The organism is Leucobacter aridicollis, from assembly GCF_024399335.1.
GTDB classification, from domain to species: Bacteria; Actinomycetota; Actinomycetes; order Actinomycetales; family Microbacteriaceae; genus Leucobacter; species Leucobacter aridicollis_A.
On sequence record NZ_CP075339.1, the window covers coordinates 2418859 to 2437631 of the forward strand.

Sequence of the window (18773 nt, forward strand, 5' to 3'; positions counted from 1 at the left end):
CCTCACCACCCACCACCGAATCAAGCGACGAACGTATTCCAATTGCCGAGATGTTATGTACTCCATGAATTCAAGGCTTGATTGGCATTCTCCGCGCACGTGCGGGCACAGCCGGCAGGCTATGAGAGCAGGTCGAGCTCGCTGAGCACAGCGAGCACCTGCTCGTGCCTGTTGAAGGTGTACAGGTGAATCGACGGGGCGCCGCCGGCGAGCAGCTCGCGGGCAAGGTTGATCGTATGCTCGACACCGAGTTCAGGGGCGTATCCCCCGGCTTCCTCCATCGCGCGTTCGAGGCTAGTGGGCGCGGGCCGTCCCGCGAGTGATGCCACCTTGCGCAGCTGACCGCTTGTCGAGACCGGCATGAGCCCAGGAAGCAGTGGCATCTGCAGCCCCGCGTCACGTGCCGCGTCAGCGAAGCTCAAGTACTCGTCGGCGTGAAAGAACAGCTGCGTGATCGCGAACTGGGCGCCTGCAGCCTCCTTCGCGAGCAGCCAGTCAATGTCAGCCGCCTGGCCCCGAGAGAGCGGGTGGCCGTTCGGGTACGCCGCGACCGCGGTGCGGCCGACGCTCGTGAACGCCGGGCGCTCAGCCCGTGCCTCAGCGATGAGCTCGGTGAGCTCCAGCGCGCTCAGCGATCCGGCTACCTCGGGGCTCGACTCATCGAGTCCGCGCGGCGGGTCTCCACGCAGGGCGAGAAAGTCGTGTATCCCTGCGTCCATAATGCGGTGGATAGTCTCACGGATGGTCTCACGAGACTCTCTCACTGTCGTCAGGTGCGCGAGCGGCAGCGCGTCCGTGTGCTCCCGGAGATAGGCGAGCAGGTCGAGTGACGCGTCGCGGTGTGACCCATTCGCGCCGTACGTGACTGAGATGAAGTCGGGTCCGACCGCTGACAGGTGCTGCACCGAGTTGCCAAGCGCGAGCGCAGCAGCGCCCGACCGTGCGGGGAACACTTCGAACGAGAACCGCGCGCGGGTCGGCGCACTCCCCGTGAGCAGGGTCGCGTTCACCGTGCACCCCCAATGACCTGCGCCGGGCCGGCAAGTTCCGCCGCCGCGAGCTCGGTGCCGCGGACGCGTGCTGCGATCTTCGCGAACGCCACGTCCCGCGCGTAGTCAGGTGAGCCGTGGCGGGGCTTCTCGTCGATGAGGTACGGCGAGAACCCACAGTCGTCGGTCGAGCCCAGGAGCTCGGGAGGCACGAATCGGGCCGCACGAACGAGCTGATCGCGCACCTGTTCAGCTGTCTCAAGCTTCGGGTTCGTCGGGTTGGTGACGCCAAGCAGTACACGCGGGGCGGGGCGCCCGGCCGCGCGCAACGCGCCGATCTCCCTGCCGACAAGCCGGGCGACGCGATCCGGATCCTTCTCGCCTGCCGCCTGCACCAGAAAGTAGCCCGCCTCGATCTGAAACAGTTCGGGCAGCAGCTCTGCGTAGTCGACGTCGGCACTATGTGCCGAGTCGTTGTCGTTGCCGGGGCACGTGTGCACCCCGACCGCGCTCCGCTCGGCGTCGCCGAGTTCGTCAAGCACCCGGTTGAGTAGCTCGATAAACCCGGCGAGCGCCTGCGGCCCGGCCCAGGGGGCGCGAACGTCGCGGCGCAGCGCCAGCCGGCCCTCGGTAAAGTCAATCGAGACGCGGCTCGCTCCCTCCGCGAAACAGCGCCTGATGTCCTCGGCGCAGCCAGCAACAACGTCGTCGAGGAAGGCTTCGCGCGAGTAGTCACCGAGCCCCTCGTCGGGAATCGTGAGCGAGAGCATCGACGGTGAGATCACCGCCTGCTTCAACGGAAGATCGGTGTGGGCGCGGGCCGCCGCAACGTCGTCGGCCGCCCAGCTCTGGAACCGGAACGGCGCGGACGCGAGCCTCGGCACGACGCGGTGATGCCCGTCGGCGAACACTGCGAACACCGGCCCCGCTTCGACATCAGCTCCGGCGAGCGGGTAGCTCGCGAAGCTCTCGCGTCGCTGTTCACCGTCACTGACGATCGGCGACCCTGTCTCTGCGAGGCGTGCGAGCGTCTCCCGCACGGCAAGATCCTGCTCAGCTGCGAGTTCTTCGCCGGACGCCACACCGATCTCGGCGTCGAGCACCGCGCGCTGGAGGCGCGTGGGGCGCGGGAGGGAGCCGACCTGTTCGGTCGGCAGCCCCTCCGCAGGCCACGCAGGCACCCCGGCCGCGCCAAAGGCGGTGGCAGCCGCTGGGGCGGCCACTACGCCTCCGCGCGAACGGCCTTCGCGGCCAACACGAGGTTCGTGAGGCTTGCGACGGTCTCGTCATAGCCGCGCGTCTTCAGGCCGCAGTCGGGGTTCACCCAGAGCTGCTCGCCGGGGATGCGCTCAGCTGCGATCCTGATGAGCTCCGTCTGCTCTTCGACTCCCGGTACACGAGGCGAGTGAATGTCGTAGACGCCGGGGCCGATGCCGCGCGAGTAGCCGTGGTCACCAAGCGGCTGGACGACGTCCATGCGGCTGCGGGCAGCCTCAATCGACGTGACGTCAGCGTCGAGGCCGTCGACAGCGTCGATGATCTCGCCGAACTCGGAGTAACAGAGGTGCGTGTGGATCTGCACGCCGGCCTGAGCCCCGCCCGTCGCGAGCCTGAACGCACCGACTGACCAGTCGAGGTAGGCGGCCTGCCTGTCGCGGTCCAGCGGCAGCAGCTCCCGCAGCGCTGGCTCGTCGACCTGCACAATGTTGATTCCTGCCTCGACGAGGTCATCGATCTCGTCGCGAAGCGCGAGCGCGACCTGCGAGGCGGTGTCTCCCAGGGGCTGGTCATCGCGCACGAATGACCACGCGAGGATCGTGACGGGCCCAGTGAGCATGCCCTTCACCGGGCGGTCGGTGAGCGACTGCGCGAACTCCGACCAGCGCACAGTCATCGGGGCCGGGCGCGAAACGTCACCCCACAGGATCGACGGGCGCGTCGCACGGCTACCGTACGACTGCACCCAGCCGTGCTCGGTGACCGCGAAACCGTCGAGCAGCTCGGCGAAGTACTGGACCATGTCGTTGCGTTCAGCCTCACCGTGCACGAGCACGTCGAGCCCGATCTCCTCCTGCAACCGGATCACGCTCGTGATCTCGTCACGCAGGAAGCCTTCGTATGCGGCTTCGTCGATCTCACCGCGCACGAACGAGGCGCGTGCCTTGCGAATCTCGGGGGTCTGCGGGAACGAGCCGATGGTGGTTGTCGCGAGGTGCGGGATCCCGAGATCCTGCTGGGCTGTACGCCGATCTTCCTCAGTGACGCGGTTGCGGTCCGCGTCACCTGCCGCGGCCACTCGCGCGCGGATCGCGTCAATGCGCACACCCGGGGCGGCGTCGCGGTCCGCGAGCACCCTGTCGACCTCCGCGAGTTCGGCCTCGATCGCCTCGGCGCCATCGGACAGCCCGCGGGCGAGGATCGCGACCTGCTCGACCTTTTGGTCGGCAAACGCGAGCCACGACTGCAGCCGAGCATCAAGCTTCGTCTCGTCGCGCACGTCGTGTGGCACGTGCTGCAGGTTGTTCGAGGTGCCGACGACAGTGTCAATGCCTGCGTCGGTCAGCTGAGTCAGTTGCGCGAATGCGCTGCGAAGGTCGGTGCGCCAGATGTTTCGGCCGTCGACGACACCGGCAACCAGCTGCGTCCCGGCGAACGCCTTGGCGAGCGAGCCGTCCGCGAGCGCAGCTGCGGGGAGCGAGCCGCGCACGAGGTCTGTGTGCACAGCCTCAACCGGGAGCGCAGCGAGCCTCGTGAGCGCCGCGGCCGAATCGCCGTACGGCGCAGCGATCAGGATCCGGGGGCGTTGTGCAGCCCCACCCAGTGTCGCGTATGCGTGCTCGACAAGGCCCAGGGCTTCTTCCCGCGTCACGCGCAGCGAGTCGGAGACGAGGGCGGGCTCGTCGAGCTGCACCCACGCGACGCCCGCTGCGGCGAGCGCCGCAAGAAGTTCTGCATACACACCGACAAGGTCGTCGAGCCTGTCCGCGGGGTCAAACCCTTCAGCCGCCTCATCAGACGCCTTCGCGAGCAGCAGGTAGGTGACGGGGCCGACGAGCACGGGACGGGTCTCGATTCCCTGCGCCTGCGCCTCCTTAAACTGTTCGACGAGCGCAGCCGGGTTCGCTGCAAACTTGGTGTCTGCGTCGATCTCGGGCACGCTGTAGTGGTAGTTCGTGTCGAACCACTTCGTCATCTCGAGCGGCTGGTGCTCGGCGTCTCCACGTGCGAGCCTGAAGTAGGTGTCGAGATCTGATCCAGTCTGGGCGCCGAAGCGCTGAGGAATCGCGCCGACGGCGAGCGTCGCGTCAAGCACCTGGTCGTAGAAGCTGAAGCTCTCCGGGACCGCGCCGCCAGTTGCCGGGAGGCCAAGCTCCACAAGCCGGGCGCGGGTCGCCGCGCGCAGTTCCGCAGCTGTCTGCCGCAGCTCGGACTCCGAGATTCGCCCAGCCCAAAACGACTCGACGGCACGCTTGAGCTCACGGCGCCTGCCGATCCGCGGGTATCCGAGAATGGTCGCCTGTGGAAGTGGTGCAGCGGTCATGTTGGTCCTCCGTCGGGTACAGTGCGGTGCAGTTTACGGACGCCAGTTCGGGTCCGTCTGCTGCAAAAGTACCCGGCGGAATGACCCCAACCGGCCTGAATTTCACACTGTTACCGTGTGCGACGAAGTGTTACGTCACGGGTGCCGTGCCCGCGACTTTGAGCTATACGAGGTAGTCGTCGAGCTTGGCAAACATCTCTGGGGTGACGAGCGCGCGCACTCTCGTCCCAGCCTCGTCGTAGTCGAGCTCGAGCACACGGTTGCGTTCGTGCAGCTCGGCGACGAGGTCTCCCCTGTCGTAGGGGACGACGACTGTCACCTCGCGGTCAGGCGTCGGGATCGCCGCGTCGATGCGCGCCTTTAACTCTTCGAGGCCCTCGCCCGAGCGCGCAGAGACGAACACACCGTCGGGCACGAGACCGTGTAGCAACATGCGTCGGGACTCGTCGATCAGGTCAGCCTTGTTGAACGCGACGACCTCGGGGATGCCCTGCGCCTCGACCTCGGCGACAACGTCGCGGACTGTCGCGAGCTGTGCCTCGGGGTCTGGGTGAGATGCGTCGACAACGTGCAGGATCACGTCTGACTCCCCCACTTCCTCGAACGTCGAGCGGAATGCCTCGACGAGCTGGTGCGGAAGGTTTCTCACAAAGCCGACAGTGTCCACGTAGGTGAAGTCGCGGCCGTCTTGCGTTTCGGCGTGCCGCACAGCGGTGTCGAGCGTCGCAAACAGCTGGTTCTGCACGAGCTCTTGCGTGCCCGTGAGACGGTTCAACAGGCTCGACTTGCCGGCGTTCGTGTAGCCGGCGATCGCGACAGACGGCACCTCTCCGCGTTTGCGGTTCGCGCGCTTGGCGGCGCGAGCGGGCGCAAAGCCTGCGATCTGCTTGCGCAGCCGCGCCATCCGCGTGTTGATGCGGCGACGGTCGAGCTCGATCTTCGTCTCACCGGGCCCACGCGATCCCATTCCGGCACCTGCCGCGCCCACCTGGCCGCCTGCCTGACGCGACATCGACTCGCCCCAGCCGCGCAGTCGCGGAAGCAGGTATTCAAGCTGGGCCAGCTCGACCTGCGCCTTGCCCTCACGACTCTTCGCGTGTTGGCTGAAGATATCGAGAATGACAGTCGTCCGGTCAATCACCTTCGCGTTCACCACGTCTTCAAGGGCACGCCGCTGGCTCGGGCCGAGCTCGTCATCCGCGATGACAGTGTCGGCGCCGAGTGCGCGCAAGAGTTCGGCGAGCTCCTGGGCCTTACCCTTGCCAAAGTAGGTCGCCGGGTCAGGGTTCACGCGGCGTTGCAGGACGCCGTCGAGCACGGTTGCGCCCGCCGTTTCGGCGAGCGCGGCCAGCTCACGGAGCGAGTTCTCCGCGTCCTCGAGCGCGGCCTGAGCTGAATGCCCGCGGCCCGAGTTGTAGATGCCAATGAGCACGACGTTCTCGAGTCGGAGCTGCCTGTATTCAACTTCGGTGACGTCTTCGAGCTCGGTTGAGAGCCCTGCTACACGGGTCAGCGAGGCTCGGTCCTCGCGCTCCATCTGAATCCCGTGGTCATCGTCGGCGAGCGTGTCGTGGTCGGCACTGCCCAGCGCCTGCGCGTCAGAGAGGTCGCGGATCACCGAAGCGCCCGCACCGGCGGCACGCCGGAGCACCCGCTCGAGCGGGTCAGTGACATCCTCGGCAGCCGCATCCAGGCGGTCGCCTTCTGCCTCGCCCTGCACTGCGTCCGTCACGGGTGCTGTGGTCTTGTCGTTCGTGAAATCACTCATGTGACTCCCAAGTGTACGTCGATCTTGTCCCCGCGGCACGGATGTTCGCTTCGGGCACGTGAAGCGCGTTCTGACTGGGATACTTGACAGCGTGAATCAGCACTATTTCTCAGAGGCTCCGGCCGGCGACTTCACGCCGCGCGAGATCCAGGTCGAGCTTGCGGGGGCTTCCCGAACCGTGCTCACCGCAGGCGGGGTGTTCAGCCCTGAACATCTCGACCAGGGCACCGCTACGCTGCTCGCTGCCCTCCCCGACCTCACAGAGCTGGACACAGTTCGCGAGCCTGTGGAGTCCCACGTCGACACCCGCCCGATTCTCGATATCGGCTGCGGGTGGGGTCCGATCGCACTCGCGGCCGCACTTGATCACCGTGACCGCGAAGTGTGGGCGATCGACGTCAACGAGCGCTCGCGCGAGCTCACGCGCCGCAACGCCGAGCGCTTGGGCCTGACGAACGTCAGGGTCGCGGCTCCTGACGAAGTCCCGGCTGATCTCGCGTTCGCGGAGATCCGTTCAAACCCGCCGATCCGTGTCGGCAAGGAGGTACTGCACAGCATCCTCAAGGAGTGGCTGCCGCGCCTCATCCCCGGTGGCGCTGCCTATCTCGTTGTCGCGAAGCACCTCGGCGCTGACTCGCTGCAGAAGTGGATCGCGACGTCGTTCGAGGACTTCGATGTCGACCGCGCCGCACGCAAGAAGGGATTCCACGTGCTGCGCGCAGTGCGCGGCTAGGGCCAAACAGGCACGCGCTCGGCTCTGGCACTGCAAATTGCTAACAAAGCGCCCCGATGCGGCGTATGATGCATGGCACATCATCCGGCAGGTTGAGGGGAGCCATCATGACCCCACAGTCGCTCAGAGGGGCACCACTTGCCACGTTGCGCAGTGCAGAGCTGTCAGAGGCCGAGCGATCGATCAGCCGCCCGGGCGCCCTCCTGCTACTCGTAGGCGAACCCGGGGCGGGGAAACACGTACTCGCCAGGCAGTTGCTCGCGTCGATCCCCGAGCCACGACCCGCAGTCGTGGTGCTCAACGCATCGCCCACCATCCAGCCAATCCCGTTTGCACTCATCAGGACAGTGCTACCGCACCAAGAGCAAACCGAAGCGCTCGACGCGGCTGCGGGCTACTCGGCGGTCGTTGCGGCCTGGCCTCAGCAGCACCCCGGCACCGTCATCCTCGTCGACGACGCAGACAGTGCGGATGATCTGAGCCTGCAGGTCATCGCGGCGCTGTGCGGTACCCCCGGGTACCGCGTGATCATCACGGCACGAGACCTCTCGGCGCTGCCGCTCCCAGTTCTGCAACTGCTCCGAGAACAACCGGCATCAATCGTTGAGCTCACCCCCCTCACGCTCCCGCAATCGACCGCGCTCATCAACCATTTGCTGTCCCCAGGCATGGTCGAGGCCGAGACTGGAACTCGCATCCATCGCGCGACGCTCGGCAACCCGCTCCACATCACTGAGCTCGTCGCCAGTTTGCTGCGCTCGGGAGCGCTCATGCATTTCGATGGCTTGTTCAGCTGGTCGGGCGGCGACGAGGCCACGATGTCGCTGCCCGACTTTCTGATCAATGAGCTCTCGCGGGCCACCCCCGAGATCCGATCCGCTCTCCTCACCGTAGCGCTCGCGGAGCCGATTCCGCTCTCGGCCCTGGCACGGCTCGGCGACATCGCGTCGCCAGCGGCGATCGACGAGCTCCTCGCACACCGCGTGCTGCGGTCAGATACGGCGGCTGATGGAACCCCGCTTGTGTGCACGAGCAACCAGCTCATTGGCGAGACCGTCCGCCAGGCAACGCCGCCGGGCGAGCGCATCACGTTGCTGCAGCGTATCGCCGACACGCTTCCCGGCGACCTTGAGCTCTCTCCAGCTGAAACGCTGCTGCGGAGCACGAGTGTCCTCCTCGATGCCGGGCGTATTCCGTCACCGGAGATCCTCTGGAGCGCACTGACGGCAGCCCGGGCGACAAACAGCTACCGGCTGACTGCGAGAATTGGGCGCATCCTCGGCAGCGACGCAACGCAGAGCGAACAGCAGCGCATCGTCGCGACAACCGCTCGGTTGACCGCCGCCAGACTCTCTGGGCTCCCGACGCTCCTTGACGAGGCTGATCTCCTTCGCGCGCCGGTCCCTCGAGACAGGCCCTCCCAGCCTCACTCATTGGGCGACCCCATGATTTCCCTCGTTCCCACCCCGGGAGACTCACCCGACACCCTTCTGTCGCGAATCGACCTCGGCTTCGCCCGCGCAGATGTCCTGTTGTATCGGGACGACGACGTTTCTGGGGCAACCAAGATCCTTGACGGGCTACTCGACGCATACCCCGACCCTGATTCTCCTGCGCATCTGCATGTCGTTGCTGGGAGCTACATTCGTTTGGCCTACGCCGGGAAATTCGCCGCAGCACGCGGCCTCCGGCTCGCACCGGGCGCGCCAGCCAGAGCCCCCGAAGTGATACCCGTCGCTGGAGCCGACATCCTGATCGCGGGACAGGCGGGCCGGCTGCGGGAGCTGCGAGCGGTCGCACGTCACGCGTTACCCGCCGCGCTCTCCCGTTCAGGGACATACCCGACAGCGGGCGGGGAAATCTTCGGGGCATTATTCATGAGCGAGATCCTCAACGGCCAGGTGAAGAGCGCCGAGCGGCTACACCGGGCACTCCTCCGAGCGGTCGCTCACCCGACGGCGGCCTACCGCGAGGGGACCGGGCTCGTTGGCGTTGTGACAGGCACGCTCGCACTCGCCCAAGGGCGCTGGGGGGACGCCGCCGCTGAGTTTGCGGCTTCGGCAGATGCGCTCAGCCGCAATGACGGCTCAGGGTTTCTCCCAGTATCACTCGCCGGAAGTGCGTTGGCGCTCGCGGCAAGTGGCCGCGCAGAGCACGCCTGGGAGGCAATCGCGCTGCTTGAGCAGACGCCGTTGCGCGCGAGCAGGATCGTCGAGGGCCCGATCCGGCTCGCAGCGGTCGCCGCACGATTCTGGCTCAACGATCCTGGCGCCAGAGACGCCGCGGACGCGCTCGCACGGTGGGCGCGGGAGCGCGCGCTCCATCTTGTTGAGCTGCGCGCGATTCACCTCGCAGGCGCGGCTCTCGTCCCACTGCCGAGCGGGGCTTGCGAACGCGCAGAGGCCCTCCACCAGGCGATCGGAACACAGTTCTCGGGTTCCTTGTGTTCGGCGATCCTCGAGCGACGCGGCGGCGGCCCAGTACAGGATTCCGCCGCCGGGCGACAGTTAGCGCGCCACGGAGTGCTCTCGCCACTTCGCTGGCGAGAGCCGCTCACGCCTCGAGAACGCGAGGTAGGTGGCCTCGCCGTACTCGGGTACTCGACGAAACTCATCGCGGCGACCCTGCGAATCTCCACCCGCACCGTCGAAACGCATCTCGCGCGCATTTTCACGAAGCTCGGAATCAACGACCGCGAGGGACTCGCCATCTCCCTTGAGCAACGCAGCGGTCTCTGGGAACCAACACAGTCGTCCGTGCTTCCAGAAAACACGGCACTCGCCGACAAGTAGGACACGCCACGCACAGGCAGAGGCGAACTGTGGCGCTCAACCCAGCATGCGGCCGGGCCCCGGTGGTGAACCGGGTCCCGGCCGCGTTCCTTCCAATGCCGCGCGACGTTACTTCACTCCTTTCCTCATTCCAGGCCGCCGATGCAGCAGGGACAGGCCAGCGCCGGCCGCGAACAGTCCGATCGCGATCGCCCCGAGCGTGCCCAGGCCCGTACTGCCGGTCTCAGCGATCAGCACCGGTCGGGCCGCAGGCGCTGCTGGGGCCGCACCAGGAGCAACAGGCTTCGCGCCCGGCTGGACCGCGGGCACAACGCTCGGTGGCTCGGTGATCGGCGGCCGCGCGTTGCAGTCAGGCGTTGCGGGAGGATAGACCGTCGTTGCGGCAGCCGTCGGATTGATCCGGATCTCGACCACCGTTTCACCGCGGAGGTTGTAGAACGGCGCCGCCGGATCTTCGAACCAGGTGCCGTCCGCCCGCTGGCTCCAGCCCGGCCAGCCGGTCGGGTTGCCCGCCGCGTCGACAGAAGCACCCGGCCACAGGACCTCGCCGCTCAGCGTGTCTCCGCTCTGCCAGCCTGCTGGGTACGCCAGCGTGTCAACCTGTGCGGCCCCGTCGGCGAGTATCGCAGCGTGGTCGGCGGCTGGAATGGAGGCGTCACGTGCCGCGTATGCCTCAGGGCTCCACCAGATAATCGAGATCGGCAGGCTGCCTGGGTCGCTGATCCCGGCCGGTGTCACCGAGTAGGTAAACCACGGTGTGTCGTTCACACAGGCCGCAGCCCCAGTCACACCGACGCTGCGCACCGGGGTCTCAGCTTGGCCGCAGTCATTTCCAGGGTTGGTGTCGGAGGTGCTGTCACCGTCTGGCTCCTCCTCGCCGACGGTCTCGAACGTGCCTACATCACCGACGCCAGCCAATTGGAGGCCGGGTTCGACCTCGGGCGCAGCACCGTCGCTTGAGACACACGCCGTGTTGACGACCTCACCGCTTGCGGGAGCGACCGTGACCATCGCGTCAAACTCGATACTTGCTTCACCGGTGAATGCGCCTGCAAAGCTCGCCGTCACCGTTTCGGCACCGCTCACCTCCCAGCCGTCGGAAGCAGATACTCCGCCAGCGAACACCAGCCCAGCAGGCAGCGTATCCGTCACAGTCGGATTCAGGGCACTATTGCTTCCGCTCCCGGTGACTGTGAGGGTGTACCTGATCAGGTCGCCGACCTCGGCCGCCCCATCAGCCGTCGTCGCGCTCTTCGCGAGGGCGAGGTCGAAATCGGCTTCTGGGCAGGGCTCCACCTCGACAGTGGCCTGCGCCGATGTCTCTCCGTAGCTCAGCGTCACCTGGTACTCGCCGGGGCCCGCAGTGTCGATCAGCACAGATCCCTCATCTCCGGTCCCCAATACTGTGCGAACCGGCCAGGAGATGCCATCTTTGCTCACCTGAAGGGAGTAGTTCTCTCCTGCGAGAGTGTCGTCGAAGAAGACCTCGAACTGCTCGGGAACGGTTCCGCCTGCCGCGAGGCACTGATCGACGACGATGCGAATCTCGGGTGCGGGCGGGTCGGGGCATGGCGTCACCGTCACCGATTCACTGCCAACCCCCTCATCCTCCTCAGCACCGACACGCGACACCGTCACCACGTACTCACCCTCGCCAGACAACGGAATCTCGACAACCGCAGTCGCCGCCGTCGCCTCGACAAGCGGCAACAGCGTCGGCACGCCACCGTCCATCGAGACGCTCACCCGATACGACTCCCCCGCAGTCAACGCGCCCAGGTTCGCCGTCATCACCGCAGGCACCTCGCCATCAGCAGCAACACACTGCTCGACCGCAAGCTCGACCGTCGGAGTCAGAAACTCGGTATCGGGAGTGCCAGGCGATTTACAGCCGTTGTTGTAGACCGCCTGACCCGCCTCATCCCAGTTCTGGCCCGGGAACTCGACCATCTGCCCATCTTCCTCATACGAGAACGGCGGGATGATGTCACGACCATCCTGATGACCAACATGACCATTGAGGTCACCGCTCTTCGCTGGCTCGTTCGTCACCCACTTGCCGTCGGCACCGGTTGCGTGACAGATCACGACAGCGTCCTTCACATTGCGCGCCTGCGGCGAAGACTCGCTTCGCTCGGCCGGTGGAGTTGCAGCCGAAGTTCGTTGATCCTGCGCACCGGGTGTTCTCGGTGCCGCAGCACCAGACTCATCCGCGGCACTGGGCGTTGGAGCTGGGGCCTCGGCCACCGCCGCTTCAGGGGCGGGCGGCGCAGGTTGTGCCGGCGCTGCCTCGGCAACTGGCTCGGGCGCCGGAGCCGGGACTGGCGCGACCACCGGTTCAGGCGCTGGCGCGGGGGCCGCGCTTTGCTCAACCGGAGGGGCCGGCGCGGGGGCCGGCTGCTCTGGCGGTGGCGCCGCGGGAGCCGCTGCCGGCGTCGCTGGAGTTGAGACAGCGGCGGTGCTGTCCGGAGCATCAGCGGGAGCTGTCGCGTCGTCCGCGAATGCCGCCAGCGGTGCTGGGCCGAGGGTGAGTGCCACGGCAGAAAGGAGAACAAGCCAGAACCGGCCTGTTCCTGGATTCGCGCTATACCCACCGGGTTCTCGGCGAGTTTTCTGGAACATAATCGGGACCCGATTCACTCACGGGAGCGCGCCCGGCGCCCCCGATGCCAAGCGGGGTAAGCGGTTGAGACGCGTGCCCCGGCGCGGGGCCCGACGGGCCTCTCGCCACCACCCGTCGATGGATCGCATCATTGCGGCACCGCTGGGAAGATATGAGCAGATTAGGTTTTGGGCGCGCTGAAGCACATCCGTAGAAACTACGTACCGGGTCGAGACGTTTAGGCTTCCGTAGCGCTGAGACTCGGATGTGGTCGGGGCGACTCAGCGCGGCGCGCACTCGGTTGACCCCGAGGTGCCCCGAGGGAGGTGCATTCGCGAGCGCAGTGCAGGTCGCGAATGCACCGCAGTGAGCTCTTCGGCTATGGCAGTTCGACGGTCCCGCTGTAGACGAGCTCGGCAGGGCCTGAGAGCGACACGTGCTCGCCCTCTTCTGTCGCAAACATGCGTATGCCGAGCTTGCCCCCGGGGACCTCGACGCTCCAGCTGTTCGGCATCTGCTCGCCGCCCCAGTGGCGGAACGCGAGGGCTGCCGCAGCCGCGCCAGTGCCGCACGACAGCGTTTCGCCGACGCCCCGCTCAAAGACGCGCATGCGGATATGCGCGACCCCGTTCTTCAGGAGTGGTTCGGAGGGCACGACGAATTCGACGTTTGCGCCACCAGCAGGGGCCGGATCAAGCGCCGGCTCGCTCACCAGCCCGAGCCCATCAAGTTCAGCATCGTCGGCGAGCACTGCCACGACGTGCGGGTTGCCAACGTCGATGCCGAGGCCAGGGCGCGGCACTGCGAGGCCCGTCGCCGCGACAAGGCGTTCGGGAGCGAGCCGCCACCGCCCAAGGTCGACGGTGTAGCCCGACGCGCCGATGAGCACGTCGCGAACTCCCGCACGCGTGCCGAGCGGGAGCGTGTCGCTTCGTTCCGGCGAGACGAGCCCCTCAGAGATCAGGTAGTGCGTGTAGACGCGCACACCGTTGCCGCACATCTCTGCGACGGTGCCATCGGCGTTCCAGTAGTCCATGAACCACTCAGCCTCGGGCTCCACCGCAAGAATGTCGGCCCCCTCAGGGATCGCACGGGAGCGGACCGCACGGATCACACCGTCGGCGCCGATTCCGAATCGACGGTCACAGAGGAACTTGACCCGCTCGGGTGTGAGGTCAACCTCGCCATCAGGATCAGTGAAGAGCACAAAGTCGTTCCCCGTTCCGTGGCCCTTGGTAAATGTGAGTGCGGTCATGGGTGACTCCTTCAGGGCGCTAGCAGAGGTTGTGAGGAATACGCTACCGCATACTCTCCCACGCAACGCTTGACGTACTACGCGTCACGTAGTACGTTCGATGGCATACGGCGCCTGCACACGCGCCATCGACAGGGAAAGGAGGCGCGCATGATCGGTGCCGATGCAATCCGCGGCTACGTCGACCTCATGGTGCTCTCCCTGCTGCGGACGCGCCCGTCGTATGCATACGACCTCGCGCAACAGATCGCCACGGTCGCAGGCAACGACTACTCGATCAAGCAGACAACCCTGTATTCAGCGGTGAAGCGCCTTGAGGTCGCGGAACTCGTCACCTCGTTCGCTGGCTCCTCGGACTCCGGAAAGCCCCGCACCTACTATCAGATCACCCAGGCCGGACTGTCTCACCTCGAGGAGAAACTCGCGGAGTGGGAGATCACGAAGTCCGTCGTCGACCGTTTTGCCAAAGGAGCGTCCTCGTGAACGTCATCATCTCGTACCTGGACACTATGTTCGCCGGATATCCAGCAAGCCCCCGGCTCGTCGAAGCCCGCGCCGAGCTGCAGGCGATGATGGAGGACGCCTACGCCGCCGCGAAGGCCGACGGGATGTCTGAGAACGAGGCCGTCGGAAAGGTCATCACCGAGTTCGGCAACCTCGACGAACTCGCACCCGTTCTAGGCATCACGCGCGAGCTCGCACCCCCTGTCTCATCAAGCCCCCAGGGCACAACCACCGCCGCGCACCCTGCGCTACCAGGTTCAGGGCCACAGACACGACCCCCAGGGCAGCCCGCCGACGGGCAGACTGGCCCTGCCTATGCGCAGCAGCATGGGGACGCCCAACTCCCCGCGCAGGCCGCTTCGCAGCCAAGACCGCCGCGCGAGCACGCCCCGCTCGGGCTTGCCGAGACACAGGCCTACACGACGCTGCGCGAGACCGTCGACGAGAAGCTCGGTCTTGGCGTCTCCCTGCTCGTCTTCGCGATGGCCCCGCTCATTGCAGTCACGACGACAGCCGAGGCACTATGGAGCGGCGGCGCCTACAACGTTGCCGTGTTCGTCGGCATCATGGCGACCGTCGCCCTCATCGCGTGCGGCGTGCTCGTGCTCGTCGGTAGGGCACAGCGCCTGTCACAGTTCGCCCGCATCGAGCGTGGACACTTCTCGCCGCAACCCGACTCAATCAAGTTCGCAACTGACCTTGCAGCCGCACAATCGCAGGCGCGGACAGGCAAGTTGCAGATCGCCATTGGGCTGTGGATCTTCGCGTTCGCGCCGATCTTGGCCGTCACGATCCTCCCCGACGGCTGGAGCGGAGTCGCGGTGAGCGGCGCCCTCACACTCGTCGCCCTCGGCCTCCTCATTTTTCTCCCCGCAAACTGGGCAGCGAGCGCTGCCGACCGGATCACCCGCGAGGGCAGTATTACTGCCGACGGCACCCCAGTCGACGACGAGGAGCACAGCATCGTTGGCGTGATCGCGAGCTTCTACTGGCCACTCGTCACCCTGGGATACCTCGCATGGAGTTTCATCGGCAACGCCTGGGGGACGTCGTGGATCGTCTGGCCGATTGCTGGTGTGCTCTTCGGCGCGATTGCTGCAGGCTTCGGGTCGTGGGAGTCGTACCGCGCCTCGAAGCGTTAAGCAGCGTTACTCCGCCCGCAGGCTTCCTGAGACGATCTCGTCGAGGGCACTCAGATCGCGTCCAGCTGTCTGATCGATCCAGGCCGCATTCGGGTAGCGCTTGAACCAGCTGACCTGCCTTCTCGCGTAGCGCCGCGTGAGTGCCTGCGTCTCTGCGATCGCCTCACCCTCGGTGAGGTCTCCCGCAAGTTGCGCGAGCGCCTGCGCGTAGCCAATCGCCCGGCTCGCAGTCTTCCCCTCGGCGAGGCCCTGCGGCAGTAGCCCTCGAACCTCGTCGAGCATGCCACTCGCCCACATCCCCCGCACCCGCGCGTCGAGGCGCTCGGTCAGCACACCGCGCTCGCAAGCGATGCCGAGAATATGGGTGCGATCGTGGCCCGCCCCTGCGTGCCAGAGCACCGGATCGCTGGGGAGCGTGACCATCGCATCGCCACCGAGCAAAGCAACCTCGAGAGCGCGAATGACGCGCCTCGGATTTCGGCGATCGACGGCAGCGGCGACAGCAGGATCGAGGTCGCTCAGCCTTGCAACGAGCGGCTCGATGCCGGCTGACTCGTACTCCCGCTCAAGCGCAGCGCGCGTCGCGGCGTCACGCGGAGGAAACTGAAAGTCGAAAACCACGCTCGATACGTAGAGCCCAGATCCACCGACAAGGATGGCGTCTCCCCCCTGCTTGAGGATCGCGCTGATCGCAGCCCGCGCATCGGGCTGATACCGCGCGACCGTCGCCTCCTCACGGGGTTCGAACACGTCGAACATGTGGTGCGGGATCCCGCGCCGCTCGGACGCCGGAAGCTTCGCCGTGCCAATATCCATGCCGGCGTACAGCTGCATTGCGTCAGAGTTCACAATCTGCGCGGGCACCCCGCGAGCTGCACCGAGTCGCTCGGCAAGATCGAGCGCGGCTTCAGACTTCCCGGTGCCTGTCGCTCCGACGATCGCCCAGAGCGCTCCCACCTCAGGTTCCGATGCGAAGTGTCGGGAGCCCCAGGTTCACGGCGCGGCCAGCCCCCTGGGTTGCGTTGCCAGTTGCGGGAGCACCACAGCTCTCTGCCTGCCTGCGATCCCATGCGTCGCCCGCGCGGGTCCGGCGCACCGAGAACCCTACGGTTTCGTCGGCGATGATGAAGTGCGGAGCGGCCGAGGTCACCGTTGTCGTCACCATGTCGCCGGGACGCGGCTCCTCAGCCCCCTCCGGGACGACAAAGTGAACAAGACGGTTGTCGGCTGCACGGCCCGACATGCGCCTCGTGGAACCGTCCTTGCGGCCCTCGTTCGCCGAGACCAACACCTCGACCGTTTTCCCGATCTGCGCCTGATTCTCTTCAAGCGAGAGTCGCTCTTGCAACGCTTGAAGCCGCTCGTAGCGCTCCTGCACGACCGCCTTCGGGATCTGATCCTGCATCGTTGCCGCGGGGGTGCCGGGCCTGATCGAGTATTGAAAAGTGAACGCGCTCGAGAACCGCGACTGCTCAACAACGCGCAACGTATCCTCGAAGTCCTCGTCGGTTTCCCCGGGGAACCCGACGATGATGTCGGTCGTGATGGCCGCGTTCGGGATCCGCTCACGCACCGCATCGAGGATGCCGAGGAAGCGCTTGGACCGGTACGAGCGACGCATGGCCTTGAGCACGGTGTCTGAGCCCGACTGCAGCGGCATGTGCAGCGACGGCATGACATTGGGTGTCTCGGCCATTGCCGCGATCACGTCGTCAGTGAACGCTGCCGGGTGTGGGCTCGTGAACCGAACTCGCTCGAGCCCCTCGATGTCACCCATCGCACGCAGCAGCTTGCCGAACGCCTGCCTATCGCCAAACTCGACCCCGTAGGTGTTGACGTTCTGGCCAAGGAGCGTGACCTCCACCGCGCCGTCATCAACAAGCGCCCGCACTTCAGCAAGAATCTCGCCGGGTCGCCTGTCCTTCTCCTTGCCGCGGAGCGACGGGACGATGCAGAACGTACAAGTGTTGTTGCACCCGACCGAGATCGATACCCAACCGCTCGACGCCGAGTCGCGTTTCGTCGGCAACGTCGACGGAAACACCTCGAGCGCCTCGAGGATCTCGACCTGCGCCTCGGAGTTGTGCCGGGCACGCTCGAGGAGCGTTGGCAGCGACCCCATGTTGTGTGTACCAAATACCACATCAACCCAGGGCGCCTTCTCGACGATCTCGCCCTGATCCTTCTGCGCAAGGCAACCACCAACGGCGATCTGCATTCCTTCGCGCTCTCGCTTCACACTGGCGAGCATCCCGAGGTTGCCGTAGAGCTTGTTGGCGGCATTCTCGCGGACCGCGCAGGTATTGATCACAATAACGTCGGCGTCTTCAGCGTCGACCGCAGGAACGTACCCCGCAGCCTCGAGCGACCCAGACATCCGCTCGGAGTCGTGCACATTCATCTGGCATCCGAGGGTGCGCACAGTGTAGCTCCGGGCCGACCCATCGGGGCGGACCGCTGCTGGCGACGGCTCGATCTTCACTGCTTCGACGGTAGGCATAGCAACGATTCTACCCGCGCCGGCCACCGAGCAAGAATCCACTGGATCAGCGGAACCTGACCGAGCCCCGGCCTCCGCTAGCGCCGCGCGCGACGCCGTCGAGGGCATCTTTCGCTGCGCGGGTCGCTCGTTCGCCCGACCAACCACGACGGGCGAGAAAGCCGAGCAGGCGGCGCTCGGCGGTTTGACGATCAAGCCCGACCATTCGCCTGGCGCGATCGCTCGCGGTCTGGCGCAGCAGTTCCATTTCTTCGTCGTCGTCGAGGTCGGCAAGCGCGCTCTCGATTGCGGCGTCCGGGAGGTGCCGCTCGCGCAGTTTCTGTCTGATACGCGCTTTGCTTTCGCCCTTGGCGTCGCGCAGCTTGGTCGCGACCGCGGACGCGAGATCAGTGTCGTCGAGGTAGAGCGACTCCGTGCACTTCGCCACTGCCTCTTCGGCGTCGATCTCGGGGTGGCCAGCCGAGACAAGGGCGCGGTGCAGCTCACCCGTCGAGAGTGGCTTGCGCGCAAGGAGCTTCACTGCGGTCTCGTACGCAGTGGGACCATCGGCAGAGTCGTCACTTCGGGCGGCGTCTACCCCGCCCCTATGCTCGCCAAGCTCGGCGTCCGGGGCTTCGCCATTCGCCGTCACCAAGGCGCGGCTGGCAGCATCGAGGCGAATCAGCCCCGGTCCCGTCCAGCCGGCACCATCCGACTCGCCCGAGTCGATCTGACCTGAATCACCAGGGCCCGAGCCAGAGCGACCCGGATCGGCATGGACGCCCAGCCGAGCTGCGCCTCGCGGCACAGTCGTATCACTCGCCGGGAGACTCGGTTCAGCTTCTGCCCCAGCAGGCTCCGGCCGCCGGAGCCTGCTGCGGAACTCGATCACCTCGGCGAGGTCGCCCCGATCCTCCCGCTGCGGCGTTGGCCGCTCCTCGGGAGGAGGAAGAAACCTGACAGCCATT

13 protein-coding genes are annotated in these 18773 nt (G+C 66.3%); 4 read left to right on the forward strand and 9 right to left on the reverse strand.

Features of this window, described 5'->3' with window-relative positions; genetic code table 11:
- Window positions 1-119: 119 nt before the first annotated feature.
- The 4 genes from KI794_RS10890 to hflX all read right to left on the reverse strand — a co-directional run bounded on the left by KI794_RS10890 (window position 120) and on the right by hflX (window position 6298).
- Entirely contained in the window at window positions 120-1010 is an 891-nt protein-coding gene (locus KI794_RS10890) for a methylenetetrahydrofolate reductase (RefSeq protein WP_119284276.1), read from the reverse strand.
- On the reverse strand, window positions 1007-2212 hold the full coding sequence (locus KI794_RS10895) for a hypothetical protein (RefSeq protein ID WP_255808107.1): 1206 nt from the start codon (window positions 2210-2212) through the stop codon (window positions 1007-1009). Before KI794_RS10895 ends, KI794_RS10890 begins: the two co-directional genes overlap by 4 nt.
- Window positions 2212-4530, reverse strand: coding sequence for a 5-methyltetrahydropteroyltriglutamate--homocysteine S-methyltransferase (metE, locus tag KI794_RS10900; protein ID WP_119284277.1), 2319 nt, complete (start codon window positions 4528-4530; stop codon window positions 2212-2214). The genes KI794_RS10895 and metE overlap by 1 nt, the downstream gene beginning before the upstream one ends.
- Window positions 4531-4693: 163 nt before the next feature.
- On the reverse strand, window positions 4694-6298 hold the full coding sequence (gene hflX, locus KI794_RS10905) for a GTPase HflX (RefSeq protein WP_255808108.1): 1605 nt from the start codon (window positions 6296-6298) through the stop codon (window positions 4694-4696).
- A 91-nt stretch (window positions 6299-6389) separates the two neighbouring features.
- Here hflX and KI794_RS10910 point away from each other — a divergent pair, with 91 nt between their 5' ends.
- On the forward strand, window positions 6390-7031 hold the full coding sequence (locus KI794_RS10910; RefSeq protein ID WP_119284332.1) for a class I SAM-dependent methyltransferase: 642 nt from the start codon (window positions 6390-6392) through the stop codon (window positions 7029-7031).
- Between the two features lie 107 nt (window positions 7032-7138).
- A complete protein-coding gene (locus KI794_RS10915; RefSeq protein ID WP_255808109.1) occupies window positions 7139-9823 on the forward strand; it encodes a helix-turn-helix transcriptional regulator in 2685 nt (894 codons plus the stop codon).
- 108 nt (window positions 9824-9931) lie between these two features.
- On the opposite strand, the gene KI794_RS10920 is transcribed toward KI794_RS10915, so the two are convergent.
- Both KI794_RS10920 and dapF read right to left on the reverse strand, forming a co-directional pair.
- Window positions 9932-11911 carry a DUF11 domain-containing protein gene (locus tag KI794_RS10920; RefSeq protein WP_255808110.1) on the reverse strand — a complete coding sequence of 660 codons (1980 nt, stop codon included), beginning with the start codon at window positions 11909-11911 and terminating at the stop codon, window positions 9932-9934.
- Window positions 11912-12804: 893 nt separating this feature from the next.
- The gene (gene dapF, locus KI794_RS10925; RefSeq protein WP_255808111.1) at window positions 12805-13680 is read right to left on the reverse strand and encodes a diaminopimelate epimerase; all 876 of its coding nucleotides are present in this window, start codon (window positions 13678-13680) and stop codon (window positions 12805-12807) included.
- Between the two features lie 150 nt (window positions 13681-13830).
- On the opposite strand from dapF, the gene KI794_RS10930 reads away from it, so the two are divergent.
- Complete coding sequence (locus KI794_RS10930; protein WP_119279009.1) at window positions 13831-14163, forward strand: PadR family transcriptional regulator; 333 nt, start codon at window positions 13831-13833, stop codon at window positions 14161-14163.
- Window positions 14160-15326 carry a permease prefix domain 1-containing protein gene (locus tag KI794_RS10935; RefSeq protein WP_255808112.1) on the forward strand — a complete coding sequence of 389 codons (1167 nt, stop codon included), beginning with the start codon at window positions 14160-14162 and terminating at the stop codon, window positions 15324-15326. Before KI794_RS10930 ends, KI794_RS10935 begins: the two co-directional genes overlap by 4 nt.
- A gap of 6 nt (window positions 15327-15332) precedes the next feature.
- On the opposite strand, the gene miaA is transcribed toward KI794_RS10935, so the two are convergent.
- The 3 genes from miaA to KI794_RS10950 are packed head-to-tail and all read right to left on the reverse strand — an operon-like array spanning window position 15333 to window position 18772.
- Window positions 15333-16283 carry a tRNA (adenosine(37)-N6)-dimethylallyltransferase MiaA gene (gene miaA / locus KI794_RS10940; RefSeq protein ID WP_255808113.1) on the reverse strand — a complete coding sequence of 317 codons (951 nt, stop codon included), beginning with the start codon at window positions 16281-16283 and terminating at the stop codon, window positions 15333-15335.
- Window position 16284: 1 nt separating this feature from the next.
- A complete protein-coding gene (gene miaB / locus KI794_RS10945) occupies window positions 16285-17826 on the reverse strand; it encodes a tRNA (N6-isopentenyl adenosine(37)-C2)-methylthiotransferase MiaB (RefSeq protein ID WP_255808114.1) in 1542 nt (513 codons plus the stop codon).
- Window positions 17827-17872: 46 nt separating this feature from the next.
- Window positions 17873-18772: a regulatory protein RecX gene (locus tag KI794_RS10950; protein WP_255808115.1), complete on the reverse strand. Its 900-nt coding sequence runs from the start codon at window positions 18770-18772 to the stop codon at window positions 17873-17875.
- Between the last annotated feature and the right edge of the window lies 1 nt (window position 18773).

Excerpts from the sequence above, each read along its gene's own strand:
- metE (WP_119284277.1), bottom strand. The coding sequence starts at position 4,530 with ATGACCGCTGCACCACTTCCACAGGCGACCATTCTCGGATACCCGCGG.
- dapF (WP_255808111.1), bottom strand. The coding sequence starts at position 13,680 with ATGACCGCACTCACATTTACCAAGGGCCACGGAACGGGGAACGACTTT.
- KI794_RS10915 (WP_255808109.1), top strand. The coding sequence starts at position 7,139 with ATGACCCCACAGTCGCTCAGAGGGGCACCACTTGCCACGTTGCGCAGT.
- hflX (WP_255808108.1), bottom strand. The coding sequence starts at position 6,298 with ATGAGTGATTTCACGAACGACAAGACCACAGCACCCGTGACGGACGCA.
- KI794_RS10950 (WP_255808115.1), bottom strand. The coding sequence starts at position 18,772 with ATGGCTGTCAGGTTTCTTCCTCCTCCCGAGGAGCGGCCAACGCCGCAG.
- miaB (WP_255808114.1), bottom strand. The coding sequence starts at position 17,826 with ATGCCTACCGTCGAAGCAGTGAAGATCGAGCCGTCGCCAGCAGCGGTC.
- KI794_RS10930 (WP_119279009.1), top strand. The coding sequence starts at position 13,831 with ATGATCGGTGCCGATGCAATCCGCGGCTACGTCGACCTCATGGTGCTC.